Consider the following 14,274-nt stretch of genomic DNA (forward strand, 5'->3'; position numbering starts at 1 on the left):
TCGGCCGTTCGGGCATCACCAACGGTGCAAACGCAGTACAGCCGTTTGATACCGACGCAATCGCAGCCTGCATCATCGGCGGCGCGTCCTTCATGGGCGGCAAGGGCACGATGTGGGGCACGATGGTTGGCGCGCTGATCATCTCGGTGCTGCGCAACGGCTTTACGCTGCTGTCTGCTCCGTCCTCGATTCAGAATATCGTGCTCGGCCTCGTTATCATCGTCGCGGTGTTCATCGACGTAACCCGTGAACGTATGGAAGCAAAGGCCCGCAGACTGGCTGCTAAATAAGACCATATCCACTCTCTTCTTAAGGACTGCCGCAGGCGTTTGCCGACGGCAGTCCTTGTTTATTGCATTGAAAAGCGCCGACTCCACACAGAAGCCGACGCTTTTTTGCAATTATTTATCCACTTTCGTTTATATCTGCGCAAAATGACACCTATTGCGTGACAAATTCCGCGCCGCGCTCCTCGAGCACCTCAATGTCAGTGGCATGCAGATACAGCATACGGTCGTAGCCGTCTATGACCAGCTCCGGTGTTCCTGTCACCCGAATCCATGCATTGTCCTCCGGGTATTCGCCGTCATATTGCAGCAGAAATCCGCCCCAGCCGTCGTTTCCGCAGCAGCCTGGGCCTTTGCGGTACACGGCCGGCGTGTTCTGCACCCCGTCCTTATCGTAAAACAGGGTATACATGCCCTCCACTTCGATTGTGGTATCCCAATAACTGTCAAAGTTGTTGAAAATCTCATTGATTTGGGTCAAAAACAGCTTTTCTCCAATGACAAGCGTGTCTGTTTCTGTGGTATCAGGCTCGACGACTTCCACCATGTGCCCGGTTTGCTCCGGCAGGCTGTCGCCCGCGCCGCCGCAGGCGGCAGTGAGCACGCCCAGCGTCAGCACGGCGGCCAGCAGCTTCAGACGTTTCATGCACGCCACCCCCTGCCTTTGCACCAACCGACCACCGAAAACAGCACGAAGCACGCCATGTTCAGCAGCGCTACACTCGCGCCGGTCGGGGTTGCATAAACGTAGGACAGCATAAGCCCCGCCAAAAAGCAGAGAAGCGAAATCAGCGCCGAGCTGATGACGACCGTTTTGAAGCGCTTGAACACCCGCATTGAGGTCAGTGCCGGGAAAATAATCAAGCTCGAAATCAGCAACGCGCCCATTGTTCTCATGCCGAGCACAATGGTGAACGCCGTCAAGAGCGCAATGAGCATATTATAGAAATCGGCTCGTGTTCCGGTCGCTTTGGCGAAGGTTTCATCAAAGGTGACGGCAAAAATGCGGTTGTAAAACAGTATAAACAGCACCAGCACCAGAACCGACAGCACAATGGTCAGCAGCACTTCGTTCTGCTTGACGCCAAGAATCGAGCCGAACAGATAGTTGCACACATCGGTATTCATTCCCGTGCTCATCGAAATGACCATCACACCGATGGCCAGCGAGCCGGTGGAGATGAGTGCAATGGCGGCATCGCCCTTGATTTTGCTGCTTTCCTTGATGCGCAGCAGCAAAAAAGCGGCCAGCACAACTATGGGCAGCGAAACGGCAAGCGGCGCCAGATGCAGTGCTGTTGCGATTGCAAGCGCGCCGAAACCGACATGGGACAACCCGTCGCCAATCATCGAATACCGCTTGAGAACCATGCTCACACCCAGAAGCGAGGCACAGAGCGCAACCAGTACGCCGACAATCAGTGCGCGCACCATAAAGGGATAGGACAGCATCTCCTGCCAGATGTTAAGCATACGTGCCACCTCCCGCAAAGCGCGCGCCCGCGGCGCTGTCACGATACTGCTGCACGGTGCCGAAAAACAGCTGTTCGGTGTCCAGATGCAGGATTTTGTTCGCATATTGCAGCACGCTCTGGATATCGTGCGACACCATGATGACCGTCAGCCCCAGCTCGCGGTTGACCTTTGCGATCAGTTCATACAGTTCTCCGGTGACAATCGGGTCAAGTCCCGCTGCCGGCTCGTCGAGCAGCAGCAGCTTTCCGGTTGCGCACAGCGCACGCGCCAACAGCACCCGCTGCTGCTGTCCGCCGGACAATTCCCGATAGCACTGCCGTTTCAGCGGAGTGATTCCAAGCTGCTCCAGTTTTTCATCTGCCAGCTTTTTTTCGGCCTTGCCGTAAAAGGGTCGACCTTTCAGGCGATTCAGACATCCGGACAGCACCACCTCATATACATCTGCCGGAAAATCCTTTTGTGCAGCGGTCTGCTGCGGCAGATACCCAATCTCATCCGCACGCAGTCCCTCGCCCATGCGGATAACGCCGCTTGCGGGCGCTTTCAGGTGCAGCAGTCCTTTCATGAGCGTGCTTTTTCCTGCGCCGTTTTCACCAACGATACACAGGTAATCCCCGCTTTCCACGGAAAAATTCAGGTTTTTTGCAACCGCTTTGCCGTCATAGGCAAAACCGGTGTTCTCACAGGCCAGTAGCGCCATATCAGTTCAGCGCCTCCCTGAGGTTTTCCACATTCTGCTCCATCAGGGACAGATACGTCGCACCATCAGCCATATCTTCGGCGGATACATTGTGGCAGGAGTGCAGAATCAGCTTTTTCGCCCCAGTCGCGTCAGCGATGGAGTCCGCGATTCTGCCGTTTGAAAACTCAATCGTGAACACAACGGGCAGTTGGTCTTTCTTCACTTCATCAACCAGAAACGCCACAGTAGCGGCGTCCGCCTCACTTTCCGTAGAGCAGCCGGAAAAGGCCGCATAATACTTCAGTCCGTAGGCATCCGCCAGATAGCGGAAGGGAAACCGATCGCCGAAGAGCACGGTCTTTCTCGCGCCGGATGTGACCACATCACGGAAGCTCTCGTCCAGACCTCGCAGCTTTTCTACATAGGCCGCGCTGTTCGCCTGATAGTCGGCCGCGTTTGCCGCATCCTTTTCAGACAGCACCGCCGCAATTTTATCCACAATCCGCATGGCGTTCTGTGGAGAAGTCCACACGTGTTCGTCGACCTCTTCCTCTTCTTCATGCGCTTCGTCTTCCTCATGCGCCTGCTCCATGCCTTCAACCAGTTCTTCCGTGACGGTGGGCACGCAGTCAAGCAGTTTCAGCGTCTCCGGCTGTGATTCTCCCATGGACGACAGGATACCGTCCACCCAAACATCGTTTTCACCGCCGGTATAGATAAACAGATCGGCATTCTGAATTTTCTTGATGTCCTGCGGCGTTGGATCGAAGGAGTGACTTTCCGCGCCGGGCTTGAGCAGCATTGTCACCTCGGCATGGTCGCCGACAATCTGACGCGTAAAATCATACTGGGGAAAGATCGTGGTCACAATGCTGAGTTTGTCCGCGGCGTCCGCTGTGCTTTGTGTGCCCGCCGTGCCGCAGCCCGACAACAGCCCCGCCGTCAGCAGCGATGCCAACAGCATAGATAAAGTTCGTTTCAAAATAAAAACCTCCGTTTTGTTTGCGTTTCTAAGCATAGGAATACGGGGCTGTCGACAACAGTCCTAGGCGGATTGTTCACAGTCCCTTTCGGAGGTTTTAATTATTTAGTTTGACCCGCAGCGTCACCGGGGAACGCCGTGCGTGCTCTGCCGCACGCTGAAGGATTGGAGCAAGCAGCCAGCGCAGCAGCACCGTCAGACAGCCGGCAGTTACCACAGCCGTTGACAGTTGCTGGCGGAGCTGCTCCATTTGCTGCATGTGCGCACAGATGGGGCAGTCATGCCCGGTGCAGATATGATCGGCCTCATTTATTTCATAGGCCGTGGAAAACAGAAAGACCGCGACAAAGCAAACGCACAACACGATAGCCAGAAATCTTTTGTTTTGCAGGTTGCGCAGCTTGTTCACGCGGGTTCTCCTTTCTGTTATTTGGAATGCTCACATGCGCCGCAAAGTCCGTAAAACACCGTCTGTTCCAGATCAATTTTGACTGACGCACTCTTTTTCAGCTGACTGTCCAGCTGCTGCAGCTCCCTGCTTTGAAAATGGAGCAGCTTACCGCACTGTCCGCAGCGAAAGTGAAAGGACGAATCAGGCATGTCCGTCTCGTCTTCATACTGAAAGCACGCGGCGGCGTTTCCGTCTAAAACGTACTTTTTCACCGCGCCTTCGCGCACCAGTGCGTCCATATAGCGGTAGATGGTGGGCATGCTCACTGCTGTATTTTCCTGCTGCAAATGAGCGGATATCTGCTGAATCGTAATATGTGCGCCTTTGTTTTGCTGCAAAAAGTCTAAAATTGCTTTTTTCTGTTTTGTTTGATACGATGCGCGAACCATCTCCGTCCAGCTCCCCTCCCAATTTGATAACCGTTTTCAATTTAACGCAAATTTCCGCGTTTGTCAAGCCTTATGCGCGGCGGCGCAGGTACTCCTCCATCGAAATTGCATATTCCGCAAGCACATCATTGGCCTTGGTTCTTCGCATACCGCAGCTGCTGACCGTATGAATGGACCGAGCGTTTTTGTGATAAACCTTCGCAATCGCCATCTCCGCTCTTTTTTCAAAGAAAACGATGTGCAGCGCACGCCGCAGCGCACGTTTTCCCATCCCCTGCCCCCACAGGCACTCTTCTCCGATTGCAAACACAATCTCATAGCATTTTCCTGTCTGGCAGCGCAGCTTGACAAAGCCAATTGACCGATTCTGCTCATCGCAAACCAGATAAAACTGACCGTATTGATTAAAATAGTACGTGAGCAGATGCGGCGGCGCACCCTCTAAAAGTGATTCGATTTCCCCCGCCACATGGCTGCTTTCGTTTAAGTACCGTGTTACATTCTCGTTTTTTACCCAACGGATCAGGTTGTATCCATCGTTCGGTTTGATATCAGCGCGCAAAAAAATAGAAGCGGCCTTTTCCATATCGCTTACCTCTCAGTAGAAATATTTAAAGCCCTTCTATGCATCCGCATCGACGGTTCTTTATCATTTAATTTTCGGAAAGTGTATCACGAAAGCCCCATAATGTCAAATGCGAATCGAAAAATGTATTTTTAATGAATTTTATGGCATTTTAAAACATTGTTTTTGCCCTTGCTTATATTTTCCTTTTGTGATATAATACTGTTAATTCAATAGGAAAGAACCGTCTTATCAAGAAGGGCTTTTGGTATGCGCTTTAAAGCGTTGTATGAAAAGTCCTTCTTTTTTTTACAGTATTCCCGCCATACTTCGGCTGCTGTGCAAAAACACGGCCGTTATAAATTTTTATATTACAGGAGGTTCAGTCAAATGAGTACGGTGATTGCAGTGAAACGAGATCCCCAGGCAAAAGCAAAGCAGCTGAGGAGGATGGGCATTGTGCCCTGCTCGGTCTACGGTGCTTCGCTTCCGGCATCGCTTTCGGTTCAGCTCGATCAAAACACGGTCAGCAAGCTGCTGCGCGGCAAGGACGTAGGCAGCCGGGTTGAACTGACGCTGAATGACAAGGTCATCCCCGTGATTATCAAGGAGATTGCGCGTGATACGCTGAAAAACGAGGTGCAGCACATTGGTTTTCAGGTATTGGAGGCTGACGCCAAGGTCAACGGCACCGCGCATATTGTGCTTGTAAACCAAGAAAAAATCGGCGGTTTTGTCAGTCAGGTCTTATTTGAGATTCCCTATGCCGCATATCCGGCTGATCTTGTAGACACCATCACAATTGATTTGACTGAGCTTGCCGTTGGCAGCAGCCTGATGGTGCGCGACTTGGAAATCGCAAACAATCCGCGCCTTGAACTGCTGATTGACGCAGATACACTGGTGCTGAGCATCGCCGACGTGAAACGCGCGCCCGCTGACGGCGAGGCACGTGAACAATAGCAGTCTTGACCCATCGCACAAAGCGGCGTTCGGCGCATCCGCGTGATGCCGTTTGACGGAAGAAAGGAACTCTGAATCATGCAATTGGAAGGTAAATCCGTTACCCATCAAAAATACGGTAAAGGCATCATCAAAGAGGTGTCCGGCAATACCATCGTCGCCGCGTTTTCCGAAACGGAAAAACGTTTTTTGTACCCGGACGCATTCTCTCAGTTTTTGACACTGAACGATGAACGCGTACAGACGCACATGGATGATTTGCTGATACAGGAACAGCAGCGCGAAGAAGCCGAACGGCAGGCCGCGCAGAAGGAACAGGAGCGGATACGCAGGCTCAGCCATTTTAAGATTTCTCCCACCTCGCAGGCGGCCTTTGGCTGCGTGACGAATACACCGCAGGACGTATTTTCCGAATGGCGTGTGCAAACCGGCCGCTATCTCAGCGGATGTTCGAAGGGCGAGCCCAAGATTCCGCACCGTATGAAGCCAAACTCCGCCTGCCTTATCACCGCATGCTCCAACCACCATGAGGACGACCGCCGCATCCTCGGCGCATTCATGGTGCGGGAGGATTTCTTCGGAGAATCCTGTGCGGACGGTGTCATCGAAAGCCACAACCATCATCGCATTGCGCTGAGCCCCGACGAAACGCTGCAGTTTTGGGATTATTTTGCCGAGCCCAATCAACAGCGCAGATGGGGCAGCGCAGAGGTCAAGTATTTTTCCAATCAGACCATGCGGCAGATTCTGTTCGACATAACACGCGCCGTAACAGATCCGCAGCAGCAGGAAACGGCACAGGCGCTCTATCAATACTTCTGCAAAATCAACCGCCTGCCGTACCTCAAACCCGAGGCGCTCGAAGCATAACATCGCCAAACCCATTTTTCTCTCAAGCCGCCGGAAACACGCCGTTTCCGGCGGTTTTTTCACGTTTTACTGCTAAAATGCAGTTGTCGCCTCCCTTTTTCCTGCCATCAAATTAAATCTTGCATTTCCCAAATCCATATGCTATACTTGCAAAGGTTTCGTTAGTCACCGCTAACCACATCTTACACTACCCGTTTTCAGCGGGTATTTCTTTTCCGCATCGGTTAGTTGTAGCTAACGAAAATTTTTCAAGGAGGACTACACCATGAAACAACGAACGCTCACTGCGGTGCTTGCGTGCAGCCTTGTGATTTTATCCATTGTGTCCCTGTTCGTGGGCGTAATTGATTTGAACCTGTCCACACTGCTGTCGGGCGATTTGGAGCAGCTTGAGATTCTGCTGATTTCCCGCCTGCCGCGGCTGCTTGCCATTTTGTGCACCGGCGTCGGCATGAGCGTGGCCGGCCTGATTATGCAGCAGCTTTGCATGAACAAATTTGTGTCACCGACGACGGGCGCGACCATCTCCTCGGCGCAGTTCGGCATTTTGCTCGCTCTGCTCTTCCTGCCGGGCTCTACTCTCTGGGGACGGGCACTCTTCGCCTTTGTTGCCGCTGTGCTTGGCACTTGGCTTTTCGTTTGGTTTATTCAGCGCATCCAGTTTAAGGACATGATTATGGTGCCTTTGGTGGGCATCATGTTTGGCAATGTCATTGGCGGCATCACCAACTTTCTTGCCTTTAAGTACGAAATGACGCAGGCACTGTCCTCGTGGCTCGTCGGGCACTTTTCGCTCGTGCTGCGCGGACGCTATGAGCTGGTCTATCTGGTACTGCCACTCGTCATTTTGGCATTTTTGTTCGCAAATCACTTCAACATCGTCGGCATGGGCAAGGATTTTTCCAAAAATCTGGGCGTCCCGTACAACCTTGTGCTGTTTCTGGGACTGACGATTGCGGCGCTCATCACGGCGAGTATCGTGGTTGTCGTCGGCTCCATCTCCTATATCGGCCTGATTGTCCCCAACGTCGTTGCGATGTTCAAGGGTGACAAAATCCGCGGCACGCTCGCCGATACCGCGCTGTTCGGCGCACTCTTTGTGCTCGTCTGCGATATGATTGGCCGCGCGGTCATCGCTCCCTATGAGCTTCCCATCGAGCTTATTGTCGGCATTCTGGGCAGCATTCTGTTCGTCGGTCTGCTGTTTTACCGTCTGCGTAACGGACGAAAAGCCATCCGGCTCAAAGCACACGGCTGCGGCTGTTCACCCGTGCCTGAAATAAACGGAGGTGATGCATTGTGACCTCGGCCGCTTATAAGGCAAATCTCAAAAAACTGACCGTTTTGGCGGTGCTCGTGCTGCTCGCCGCCGTAGCTTACATGCTGGTATCCGTTCAGTTTGACAACCCAAAGCTGCTGCAATACGCCTTGCGCATCCGTGCACCCAAGCTGATTGCCATGCTCATCACCGCGTTTGCGATCGGCGGCGCATCTATTGTATTTCAGTCCATCATCAACAACACCATCGTCACCCCTTGCCTGCTCGGCATGAACTCGCTTTACACCCTCATTCACACCGCGGTGGTGTTCTGCGTGGGTTCGGGCAGTGCACTGGCGGCCAACGTCAACCTGTCGTTCGCGGTCGATTTGCTGATTATGGGCGTTGTGGCGACAGTGATTTACAGCTACCTCTTCCGAAAAACCAACCACAACATTCTCTACGTGCTGCTCATCGGCACGGTGCTTACCTCGTTTTTCTCCAGTATCCAAACCGCAATGACCCGCATCATGGATCCCAACGAGTACGACACCCTGCTCAGCACGCTGGTGGCAAGCTTCAGCAACATCAACTCCGAGGTCATTCTGCTCTCCCTACTGTTGCTGGCGCTGCTGATTTTCGTGCTGCGCAAGGAGCTCGCACTGCTTGATGTGCTCACATTGGGTAAGGATCAGGCCATCAATCTGGGTGTGGATTACGATCGCTGCGTGCGCCGGCTGCTGCTTGGCGTGACCCTGTGCATCGCCGTGGCCACTGCAATGGTCGGCCCGGTTTCGTTTCTGGGGCTGATTATCGCGAATCTCGCCCGCCAACTGCTCAAAACCTATCGCCACAGTCAGCTAATCTTAGGCTCTGCTCTGTTCGGCATGTTGGTGCTGGTCGGAGGACAGCTGATTGTCGAGCATGTGTTCGCATATGCCATTCCCATCAGCGTGTTCATCACCGTGGGCGGCGGACTGTACTTTCTCTATCTGCTTTTGACCAACAGGAGGGCATAAATTATGAAAATCCGGCAACTCACCAAGCAATACGGCAGCAAAACCGTGGTGGATGCGGTCAGCTTTGAAATTCCCAAGGGCGCGGTCATTTCGATGATTGGCCCGAACGGCGCGGGCAAATCAACCGTGATGGGCATGCTGTCCCGCCTGATTGCGCGGGACGGCGGCCATGTCGACTTCGACGGAACGGACATCGCCCACTGGAAAAGCAAGGAGCTGTCCAAACGACTTGCCATCCTGACCCAGCACAACAACATCCAGATGAAGCTCACCGTGCGGGAGCTGGTCACCTTCGGGCGTTTTCCGTATTCGGGCAGCCATGTCACGGCCGAGGATTGGGAGATTATCGACCGCGCCATCGCCTACATGGAACTCGAATCCTTCGAGGATCGCTTTATTGACGAGCTTTCGGGCGGTCAGCGACAGCGCGCCTATATCGCCATGGTCATTGCGCAGGACACGGACTATATCCTGCTCGACGAGCCGACCAACAATCTGGACATTTATCATGCCACCAACATGATGAAAATCGTCCGGCGGCTCTGCGACGAGCTCGGTAAAACCATCATTCTGGTGCTGCACGAAATCAACTACGCGGCCTTCTACTCCGATTATATCTGTGCCTTCAAGGACGGACAGGTCGCAAAATTCGGCACGGTTAAGGAGGTGATGACCAAAGAGACGCTGTCCCGCATTTACAATGTGGATTTTGAAATCATGGAAATCGAGGGTCGGCCTCTGTCCATTTACTATTGAGTCGTTTCACCCACCATTTTTCAGTACTTTTATTAAAAAGGAGTTTTAACACCATGAAAAAACTGATTTCTCTTACGCTAACCGCCGTAATGGCGCTGAGCCTTGCAGCCTGCGGCAGCTCCGCCGCGCAGGGCGACGCCGCAGATAGCGCCGCGCCGGAAACCGTGACCATTTCCACACTCAACGGCAGTCGCGAAAGCGTCGAGCTGGAAGTGCCCTACAACCCGGAGCGCATCGCAATTCTGGACATGGCTTCGCTCGATATTCTGGACAGCCTTGGTCTGGGCGACCGCGTGGTCGGCTCGGCCAGCACCTCGCTTGATTACCTGCAGTCCTATGTGACGGATGATGGCATTTCCAATCTGGGCACCATTAAAGAGGCAAACTTGGAAGCGGTGATGGCCTGCGAACCCGATGTCATCTTCATCGGCGGCCGTCTGAGCGAATCCTATGACGCGCTCAGCGAAATCGCACCGGTGGTCTATCTGGCAACGGACAGCGAAATCGGCGTGGTCGAAAGCGTGCGTAAAAACGCCTCGACCATTGCGTCCATCTTCGGTCTGGAAAGCCAAGTCGACAATCGCATGGCTGAATTTGCATCCCGCATCGATGCGCTTGCCTCGTTTGCCGAGGGCAAAACCGCCATTGTCGGCATGGCAACGAGCGGCAGCTTCAACGTGCTCGGCAACGACGGCCGCTGCTCCATCATCGGCGTGGAGCTCGGCTTTGACAATCTGGGCAATGCCGACACCACCTCGACCCACGGCAACGAAAGCTCGTTTGAACTGATTACCAAGTTGTCTCCGGACTATCTGTTTGTTCTGGATCGGGATGCCGCCATCGGCACGGACGGCGCACAGCTTGCCAAGGAGATTGTGGAAAACGAACTGGTTATGAGCACAATCGCGTATCAGAACGGCAACATTGTCTACCTCGCACACCCTGCCGTGTGGTACACCGCCGAGGGCGGCGTCACCGCACTGGACATCATGCTCTCTGATTTGGAGAGCGAACTGCTCAAGCAGTAACCGAAAAGAGCATCTTTCACCGTCTGCGGACGTGGAAGGTGCTCTTTTTTCTTTTGGCCATGCTTGACAATCCATCCAAATCACGCTATCCTTATTGTAAACCATAATTTATACAGAGGTTTACATTCATGAAAATCAAAGACCTGACCCGCGTGGCGCTGTTTACCGCTCTGATTGCAGCCGGCGCTTTTCTTCGCATTCCGATTCCCTACGTTCCATTTACTCTGCAATTCCTGTTTACCACCCTTGCGGGACTGCTTCTGGGCGGCAAGCTCGGCGCGGTGAGTGTCGCATGCTATGTGGTGCTTGGCCTGCTCGGCGTGCCGATTTTTGCCGAGGGCGGCGGGCTGTCCTACGTTTTCCAGCCGACCTTCGGTTATTTGATTGGCTTTTGTGCCGGGGCATTCGCAACCGGGCATATTGCGGGACGCACCGAATCCCCCTCTATCAAGCGGCTGCTGCTGGCGTGCTTTGCCGGCCTTGCGATCGTTTACGCGTTTGGCATGGTGTATTACTGGGCGATTGCTACCTTTTATCTCGGTACGGGCATCGGTTTGTGGACGCTGTTTCTATACTGCTTCCTGCTTGCTGTGCCCGGTGACATTTTGCTCTGCTTTCTGGCGGCGTTTCTGGGCAAGCGCTTGCTGCCGATTTTGAACAAAGGAAGGACCTGACCAAATGAATATCACCGAACAATGCAAGCAAGCCGTGCTTGACGGCAAACAGCTGCAACAGGACGAGGCGCTTTCCCTGTACCAAGCGCCGCTTGAAGAATTATGCGCGGCCGCGGACGAAATCCGACAGCATTTCTGCGGTGAAACGTTCGATATTTGCACCATCGTCAACGGCAAATCCGGCCGCTGCTCGGAGGACTGCAAATTTTGTGCACAGTCGATGCATTATCAGACCAAAATTGAAGAATACGCGCTGATGGACACCGATGAAATCGTGCGACAGGCCAAAAGCAACGCGGAACAGGGCGTGCTGCGGTATTCCATCGTGACCTCCGGCAGACGGCTGAGTGATGCCGAGGTCGACCGCGTGTGCGAAAGCATCCGCGCCATTAAGGAAAACGTTGATATTGAGGTCTGCGTATCCTTTGGACTGCTGGACGAAGCACAGTTTCGCAAAATCCGCGCCGCAGGCGCGAGCCGGGCGCACTGCAATCTGGAATCCTCCCGCCGCTTCTTTCCGAGCGTATGCACCACGCACACCTTTGACGAGAAAATCGCCGCTCTGCAGGCCGCCAGACAGGCCGGACTCAGCGTATGCAGCGGCGGTATTATGGGACTGGGCGAAACGGTTGAGGATCGCATCGATTTGGCGCTGACTCTGCGCGCGCTCAGCATCAAATCAATTCCGGTCAATTTCCTCAGCCCTATCTCCGGCACGCCGTATGCACAAAATCCGCTGCTGACAGAGGAAGAAAAGCGGCGCATCATCGCAGTGTACCGCTTTCTGCTGCCAAACACCTCGATTCGCCTCGCGGGCGGCCGCGGGTTGATGCCCGATCAGGGCGAGGGGTGTTTTCGCGCCGGCTCGAACGCAGCCATCTCCGGCGACATGCTGACCACCGCCGGCATCTCGATGCAAACCGATTTGAATATGCTGCACCGGCTGGGGTTTGAAGCGGGTCTTTGGAATGAGTAAGGGCCTTTTTATCGTCGGCACGGAAACCGATATCGGCAAGACCTATGTCACCGGACTGCTTCTCAAGGCACTGCGGGACAGCGGACAGCGTGCGGCGTACTTCAAGGCTGCGATGAGCGGCAACGCGCGCGATGCGGACGGCAATCTGCTGCCCGGAGACGCGCTTTGGGTCAAAACTGTCTCCGGAATCGAGCAGCCGGTGCGGGAAATGTGTCCGTATGTATACGAAAACGCGTATTCGCCGCACCTTGCAGCCCAGATAGAAGGCAATCCAATCGAACTGCATGTCGTTAAGGAGCGTTTTGCCGAGGTCAGCCAACGCTATAATTATGTGACCGTAGAGGGCAGCGGCGGCATTCTGTGTCCGCTCCGCTTTGATGACAAGCAGATTTTGCTTGAGGACGTGATACGTGCACTAAACCTGCCCTGCCTGCTCGTCGCGGATGCGGGACTGGGCACGATTAACTCCGTTGTACTGACAGCGGAATATATGCTCGCACGAAAGCTTCCGGTAAAAGGTATGATTTTCAATCGTTTCCACCCCGAAAGTGTGCTTGAGCAGGACAATCTGCGCATGTGCCAACGTCTGACGGGTTTGCCCGTCCTTGCCTGTGTCAAACCGGGCGACACAACGCTCGCGATAGACACGCAGACGCTGACCGAACTCTATGAATAGGAAGGACTGACAACATGATTTGGTACCCTTACGCACAGATGAAAACCATGCCCCCTCCCATCAAAATCACCGATGCCAACGGCGTGTACCTTTATACAGAGGACACCCGCCTGATTGATTCAGTCTCCTCTTGGTGGAGCGTGATTCATGGCTATCGCCATCCGGTGCTGGACGAAGCCGTGCGCACACAGCTTGCGCATTTTTCCCACGTCATGCTCGGCGGACTGACGCACGAGGCAGTTGAAAAGCTGTCCGACAAACTGGAGAGCTGGCTGCCGGGCGACCTAAATTATTGCTTCTTTTCCGATTCCGGCAGCGTCGCGGTCGAGGTTGCGCTCAAAATGGCGCTCCAGTTTCAGGTTAACCGCGGCAGTCGTCGCAAAACCGTCCTTGCGCTGGAGCACGCGTACCACGGCGATACCTTCAAGACCATGGAAGTCGGGGATGATGACGATTATCACTTTGCGTTTGGAGAAAAGCAGGGTGTCATTCACATTCCAACCGAGATTCCCGCACTTGAAACCGCCTTTCGCATGTACGGAGAACAACTGAGCTGCTTCATCGTTGAACCGCTGCTGCAGGGTGCGGGCGGCATGCGGATGTATGAGCTGCCCTTTCTGGAACGCGCCCGCGCACTGTGCGACCAGTACGATGTGCTGCTCGTTTTCGACGAGGTTGCGACCGGCTTTGGGCGCACAGGACACCGTTTTGTGGCAGATTTGGTCTGCCCGGATATTCTCGTCCTCGGCAAAGCGCTGACCGGCGGCTACATCGGTCACGCGGTCACCGTGGCCAACCGAAAAGTGTTTGACGGCTTTTACAGCGACGATCCTTCCCATGCGCTGATGCACGGCCCCACCTTTATGGGCAATGCACTGGCGTGCAGCGTGGCGCTCGCATCCATTGAGCTGTTTGAATCGGAACGCTATTTGACGAAAATTCAGCGCATCACGGCGGTGACCCAACGGGAAATGGCAGACTTCTCCGACCCGCGCGTCAAGGAAGTTCGCATTCTGGGCGGCTGTGTGTGCATTGAAGTGCACGATGCGCAGACGCTCCACGGTTTTCAGCAGTTTGCGTATCGGCGCGGCGTGTTCAGCCGGCCGTTTTTGAATTATATGTACGCTATGGTGCCGTATATCATCCGCGAAGATGAACTCATACAGGTGCTCCGCACGATGAAAGACTGGTTCAGGCAATAAGCAAAGCCGCAGCAAACGCT

The 14,274-nt window shown here is 54.1% G+C and carries 18 protein-coding genes; 11 read left to right on the forward strand and 7 right to left on the reverse strand.

Features of this window, described 5'->3' with window-relative positions; translation table 11 throughout:
• On the forward strand, window positions 1-290 hold a 290-nt coding region (locus QOX26_RS11135), incomplete at its 5' end, for an ABC transporter permease subunit (protein ID WP_442870226.1).
• 151 nt (window positions 291-441) lie between these two features.
• Here the strand turns inward: QOX26_RS11135 and QOX26_RS11140 are convergent.
• The 7 genes from QOX26_RS11140 to QOX26_RS11170 form a co-directional block, all read right to left on the reverse strand.
• A complete protein-coding gene (locus tag QOX26_RS11140; protein ID WP_283675053.1) occupies window positions 442-933 on the reverse strand; it encodes a TIGR03943 family putative permease subunit in 492 nt (163 codons plus the stop codon).
• Window positions 930-1,760, reverse strand: coding sequence for a metal ABC transporter permease (locus QOX26_RS11145; protein WP_283675054.1), 831 nt, complete (start codon window positions 1,758-1,760; stop codon window positions 930-932). Before QOX26_RS11145 ends, QOX26_RS11140 begins: the two co-directional genes overlap by 4 nt.
• Complete coding sequence (locus QOX26_RS11150) at window positions 1,753-2,463, reverse strand: metal ABC transporter ATP-binding protein (protein ID WP_283675055.1); 711 nt, start codon at window positions 2,461-2,463, stop codon at window positions 1,753-1,755. Before QOX26_RS11150 ends, QOX26_RS11145 begins: the two co-directional genes overlap by 8 nt.
• 1 nt (window position 2,464) lies before the next feature.
• Complete coding sequence (locus tag QOX26_RS11155; RefSeq protein ID WP_283675056.1) at window positions 2,465-3,427, reverse strand: metal ABC transporter substrate-binding protein; 963 nt, start codon at window positions 3,425-3,427, stop codon at window positions 2,465-2,467.
• A gap of 97 nt (window positions 3,428-3,524) precedes the next feature.
• A complete protein-coding gene (locus tag QOX26_RS11160) occupies window positions 3,525-3,836 on the reverse strand; it encodes a hypothetical protein (protein ID WP_283675057.1) in 312 nt (103 codons plus the stop codon).
• 17 nt (window positions 3,837-3,853) lie between these two features.
• Window positions 3,854-4,267 carry a Fur family transcriptional regulator gene (locus tag QOX26_RS11165; protein ID WP_283675058.1) on the reverse strand — a complete coding sequence of 138 codons (414 nt, stop codon included), beginning with the start codon at window positions 4,265-4,267 and terminating at the stop codon, window positions 3,854-3,856.
• Between the two features lie 70 nt (window positions 4,268-4,337).
• Window positions 4,338-4,829 (reverse strand): GNAT family N-acetyltransferase, encoded by a 492-nt coding sequence (locus QOX26_RS11170; RefSeq protein WP_283675059.1) that lies wholly within the window; start codon window positions 4,827-4,829, stop codon window positions 4,338-4,340.
• Between the two features lie 393 nt (window positions 4,830-5,222).
• Here QOX26_RS11170 and QOX26_RS11175 point away from each other — a divergent pair, with 393 nt between their 5' ends.
• The 10 genes from QOX26_RS11175 to bioA all read left to right on the forward strand — a co-directional run bounded on the left by QOX26_RS11175 (window position 5,223) and on the right by bioA (window position 14,254).
• Window positions 5,223-5,795, forward strand: coding sequence for a 50S ribosomal protein L25 (locus tag QOX26_RS11175; RefSeq protein WP_283675060.1), 573 nt, complete (start codon window positions 5,223-5,225; stop codon window positions 5,793-5,795).
• Between the two features lie 78 nt (window positions 5,796-5,873).
• Window positions 5,874-6,665 (forward strand): hypothetical protein, encoded by a 792-nt coding sequence (locus tag QOX26_RS11180; RefSeq protein WP_283675061.1) that lies wholly within the window; start codon window positions 5,874-5,876, stop codon window positions 6,663-6,665.
• A gap of 265 nt (window positions 6,666-6,930) precedes the next feature.
• Complete coding sequence (locus QOX26_RS11185) at window positions 6,931-7,968, forward strand: ABC transporter permease (protein WP_283675062.1); 1,038 nt, start codon at window positions 6,931-6,933, stop codon at window positions 7,966-7,968.
• Window positions 7,965-8,942 (forward strand): iron chelate uptake ABC transporter family permease subunit, encoded by a 978-nt coding sequence (locus QOX26_RS11190; protein WP_283675063.1) that lies wholly within the window; start codon window positions 7,965-7,967, stop codon window positions 8,940-8,942. The genes QOX26_RS11185 and QOX26_RS11190 overlap by 4 nt, the downstream gene beginning before the upstream one ends.
• A 3-nt stretch (window positions 8,943-8,945) precedes the next feature.
• The gene (locus tag QOX26_RS11195; protein WP_283675064.1) at window positions 8,946-9,698 is read left to right on the forward strand and encodes an iron ABC transporter ATP-binding protein; all 753 of its coding nucleotides are present in this window, start codon (window positions 8,946-8,948) and stop codon (window positions 9,696-9,698) included.
• Window positions 9,699-9,751: 53 nt separating this feature from the next.
• Window positions 9,752-10,726: a siderophore ABC transporter substrate-binding protein gene (locus QOX26_RS11200; protein WP_283675065.1), complete on the forward strand. Its 975-nt coding sequence runs from the start codon at window positions 9,752-9,754 to the stop codon at window positions 10,724-10,726.
• Window positions 10,727-10,854: 128 nt separating this feature from the next.
• Window positions 10,855-11,400 (forward strand): biotin transporter BioY, encoded by a 546-nt coding sequence (locus QOX26_RS11205; RefSeq protein WP_283675066.1) that lies wholly within the window; start codon window positions 10,855-10,857, stop codon window positions 11,398-11,400.
• A 4-nt stretch (window positions 11,401-11,404) separates the two neighbouring features.
• The gene (bioB, locus tag QOX26_RS11210) at window positions 11,405-12,376 is read left to right on the forward strand and encodes a biotin synthase BioB (RefSeq protein ID WP_283675067.1); all 972 of its coding nucleotides are present in this window, start codon (window positions 11,405-11,407) and stop codon (window positions 12,374-12,376) included.
• Window positions 12,369-13,052: a dethiobiotin synthase gene (gene bioD / locus QOX26_RS11215; protein ID WP_283675068.1), complete on the forward strand. Its 684-nt coding sequence runs from the start codon at window positions 12,369-12,371 to the stop codon at window positions 13,050-13,052. Before bioB ends, bioD begins: the two co-directional genes overlap by 8 nt.
• Window positions 13,053-13,066: 14 nt before the next feature.
• Entirely contained in the window at window positions 13,067-14,254 is a 1,188-nt protein-coding gene (gene bioA / locus QOX26_RS11220) for an adenosylmethionine--8-amino-7-oxononanoate transaminase (protein ID WP_283675069.1), read from the forward strand.
• The last annotated feature ends 20 nt before the right edge of the window (window positions 14,255-14,274 follow it).

The sequence above is a fragment of the Butyricicoccus sp. Marseille-Q5471 genome, from assembly GCF_951230135.1.
GTDB lineage: Bacteria > Bacillota > Clostridia > Oscillospirales > Butyricicoccaceae > Agathobaculum.

Excerpts from the sequence above, each read along its gene's own strand:
- QOX26_RS11140 (WP_283675053.1), bottom strand. The coding sequence starts at position 933 with ATGAAACGTCTGAAGCTGCTGGCCGCCGTGCTGACGCTGGGCGTGCTC.
- QOX26_RS11145 (WP_283675054.1), bottom strand. The coding sequence starts at position 1,760 with ATGCTTAACATCTGGCAGGAGATGCTGTCCTATCCCTTTATGGTGCGC.
- QOX26_RS11150 (WP_283675055.1), bottom strand. The coding sequence starts at position 2,463 with ATGGCGCTACTGGCCTGTGAGAACACCGGTTTTGCCTATGACGGCAAA.
- QOX26_RS11165 (WP_283675058.1), bottom strand. The coding sequence starts at position 4,267 with ATGGTTCGCGCATCGTATCAAACAAAACAGAAAAAAGCAATTTTAGAC.
- QOX26_RS11175 (WP_283675060.1), top strand. The coding sequence starts at position 5,223 with ATGAGTACGGTGATTGCAGTGAAACGAGATCCCCAGGCAAAAGCAAAG.
- QOX26_RS11180 (WP_283675061.1), top strand. The coding sequence starts at position 5,874 with ATGCAATTGGAAGGTAAATCCGTTACCCATCAAAAATACGGTAAAGGC.
- QOX26_RS11185 (WP_283675062.1), top strand. The coding sequence starts at position 6,931 with ATGAAACAACGAACGCTCACTGCGGTGCTTGCGTGCAGCCTTGTGATT.
- QOX26_RS11195 (WP_283675064.1), top strand. The coding sequence starts at position 8,946 with ATGAAAATCCGGCAACTCACCAAGCAATACGGCAGCAAAACCGTGGTG.
- QOX26_RS11200 (WP_283675065.1), top strand. The coding sequence starts at position 9,752 with ATGAAAAAACTGATTTCTCTTACGCTAACCGCCGTAATGGCGCTGAGC.
- QOX26_RS11205 (WP_283675066.1), top strand. The coding sequence starts at position 10,855 with ATGAAAATCAAAGACCTGACCCGCGTGGCGCTGTTTACCGCTCTGATT.
- bioB (WP_283675067.1), top strand. The coding sequence starts at position 11,405 with ATGAATATCACCGAACAATGCAAGCAAGCCGTGCTTGACGGCAAACAG.
- bioD (WP_283675068.1), top strand. The coding sequence starts at position 12,369 with ATGAGTAAGGGCCTTTTTATCGTCGGCACGGAAACCGATATCGGCAAG.
- bioA (WP_283675069.1), top strand. The coding sequence starts at position 13,067 with ATGATTTGGTACCCTTACGCACAGATGAAAACCATGCCCCCTCCCATC.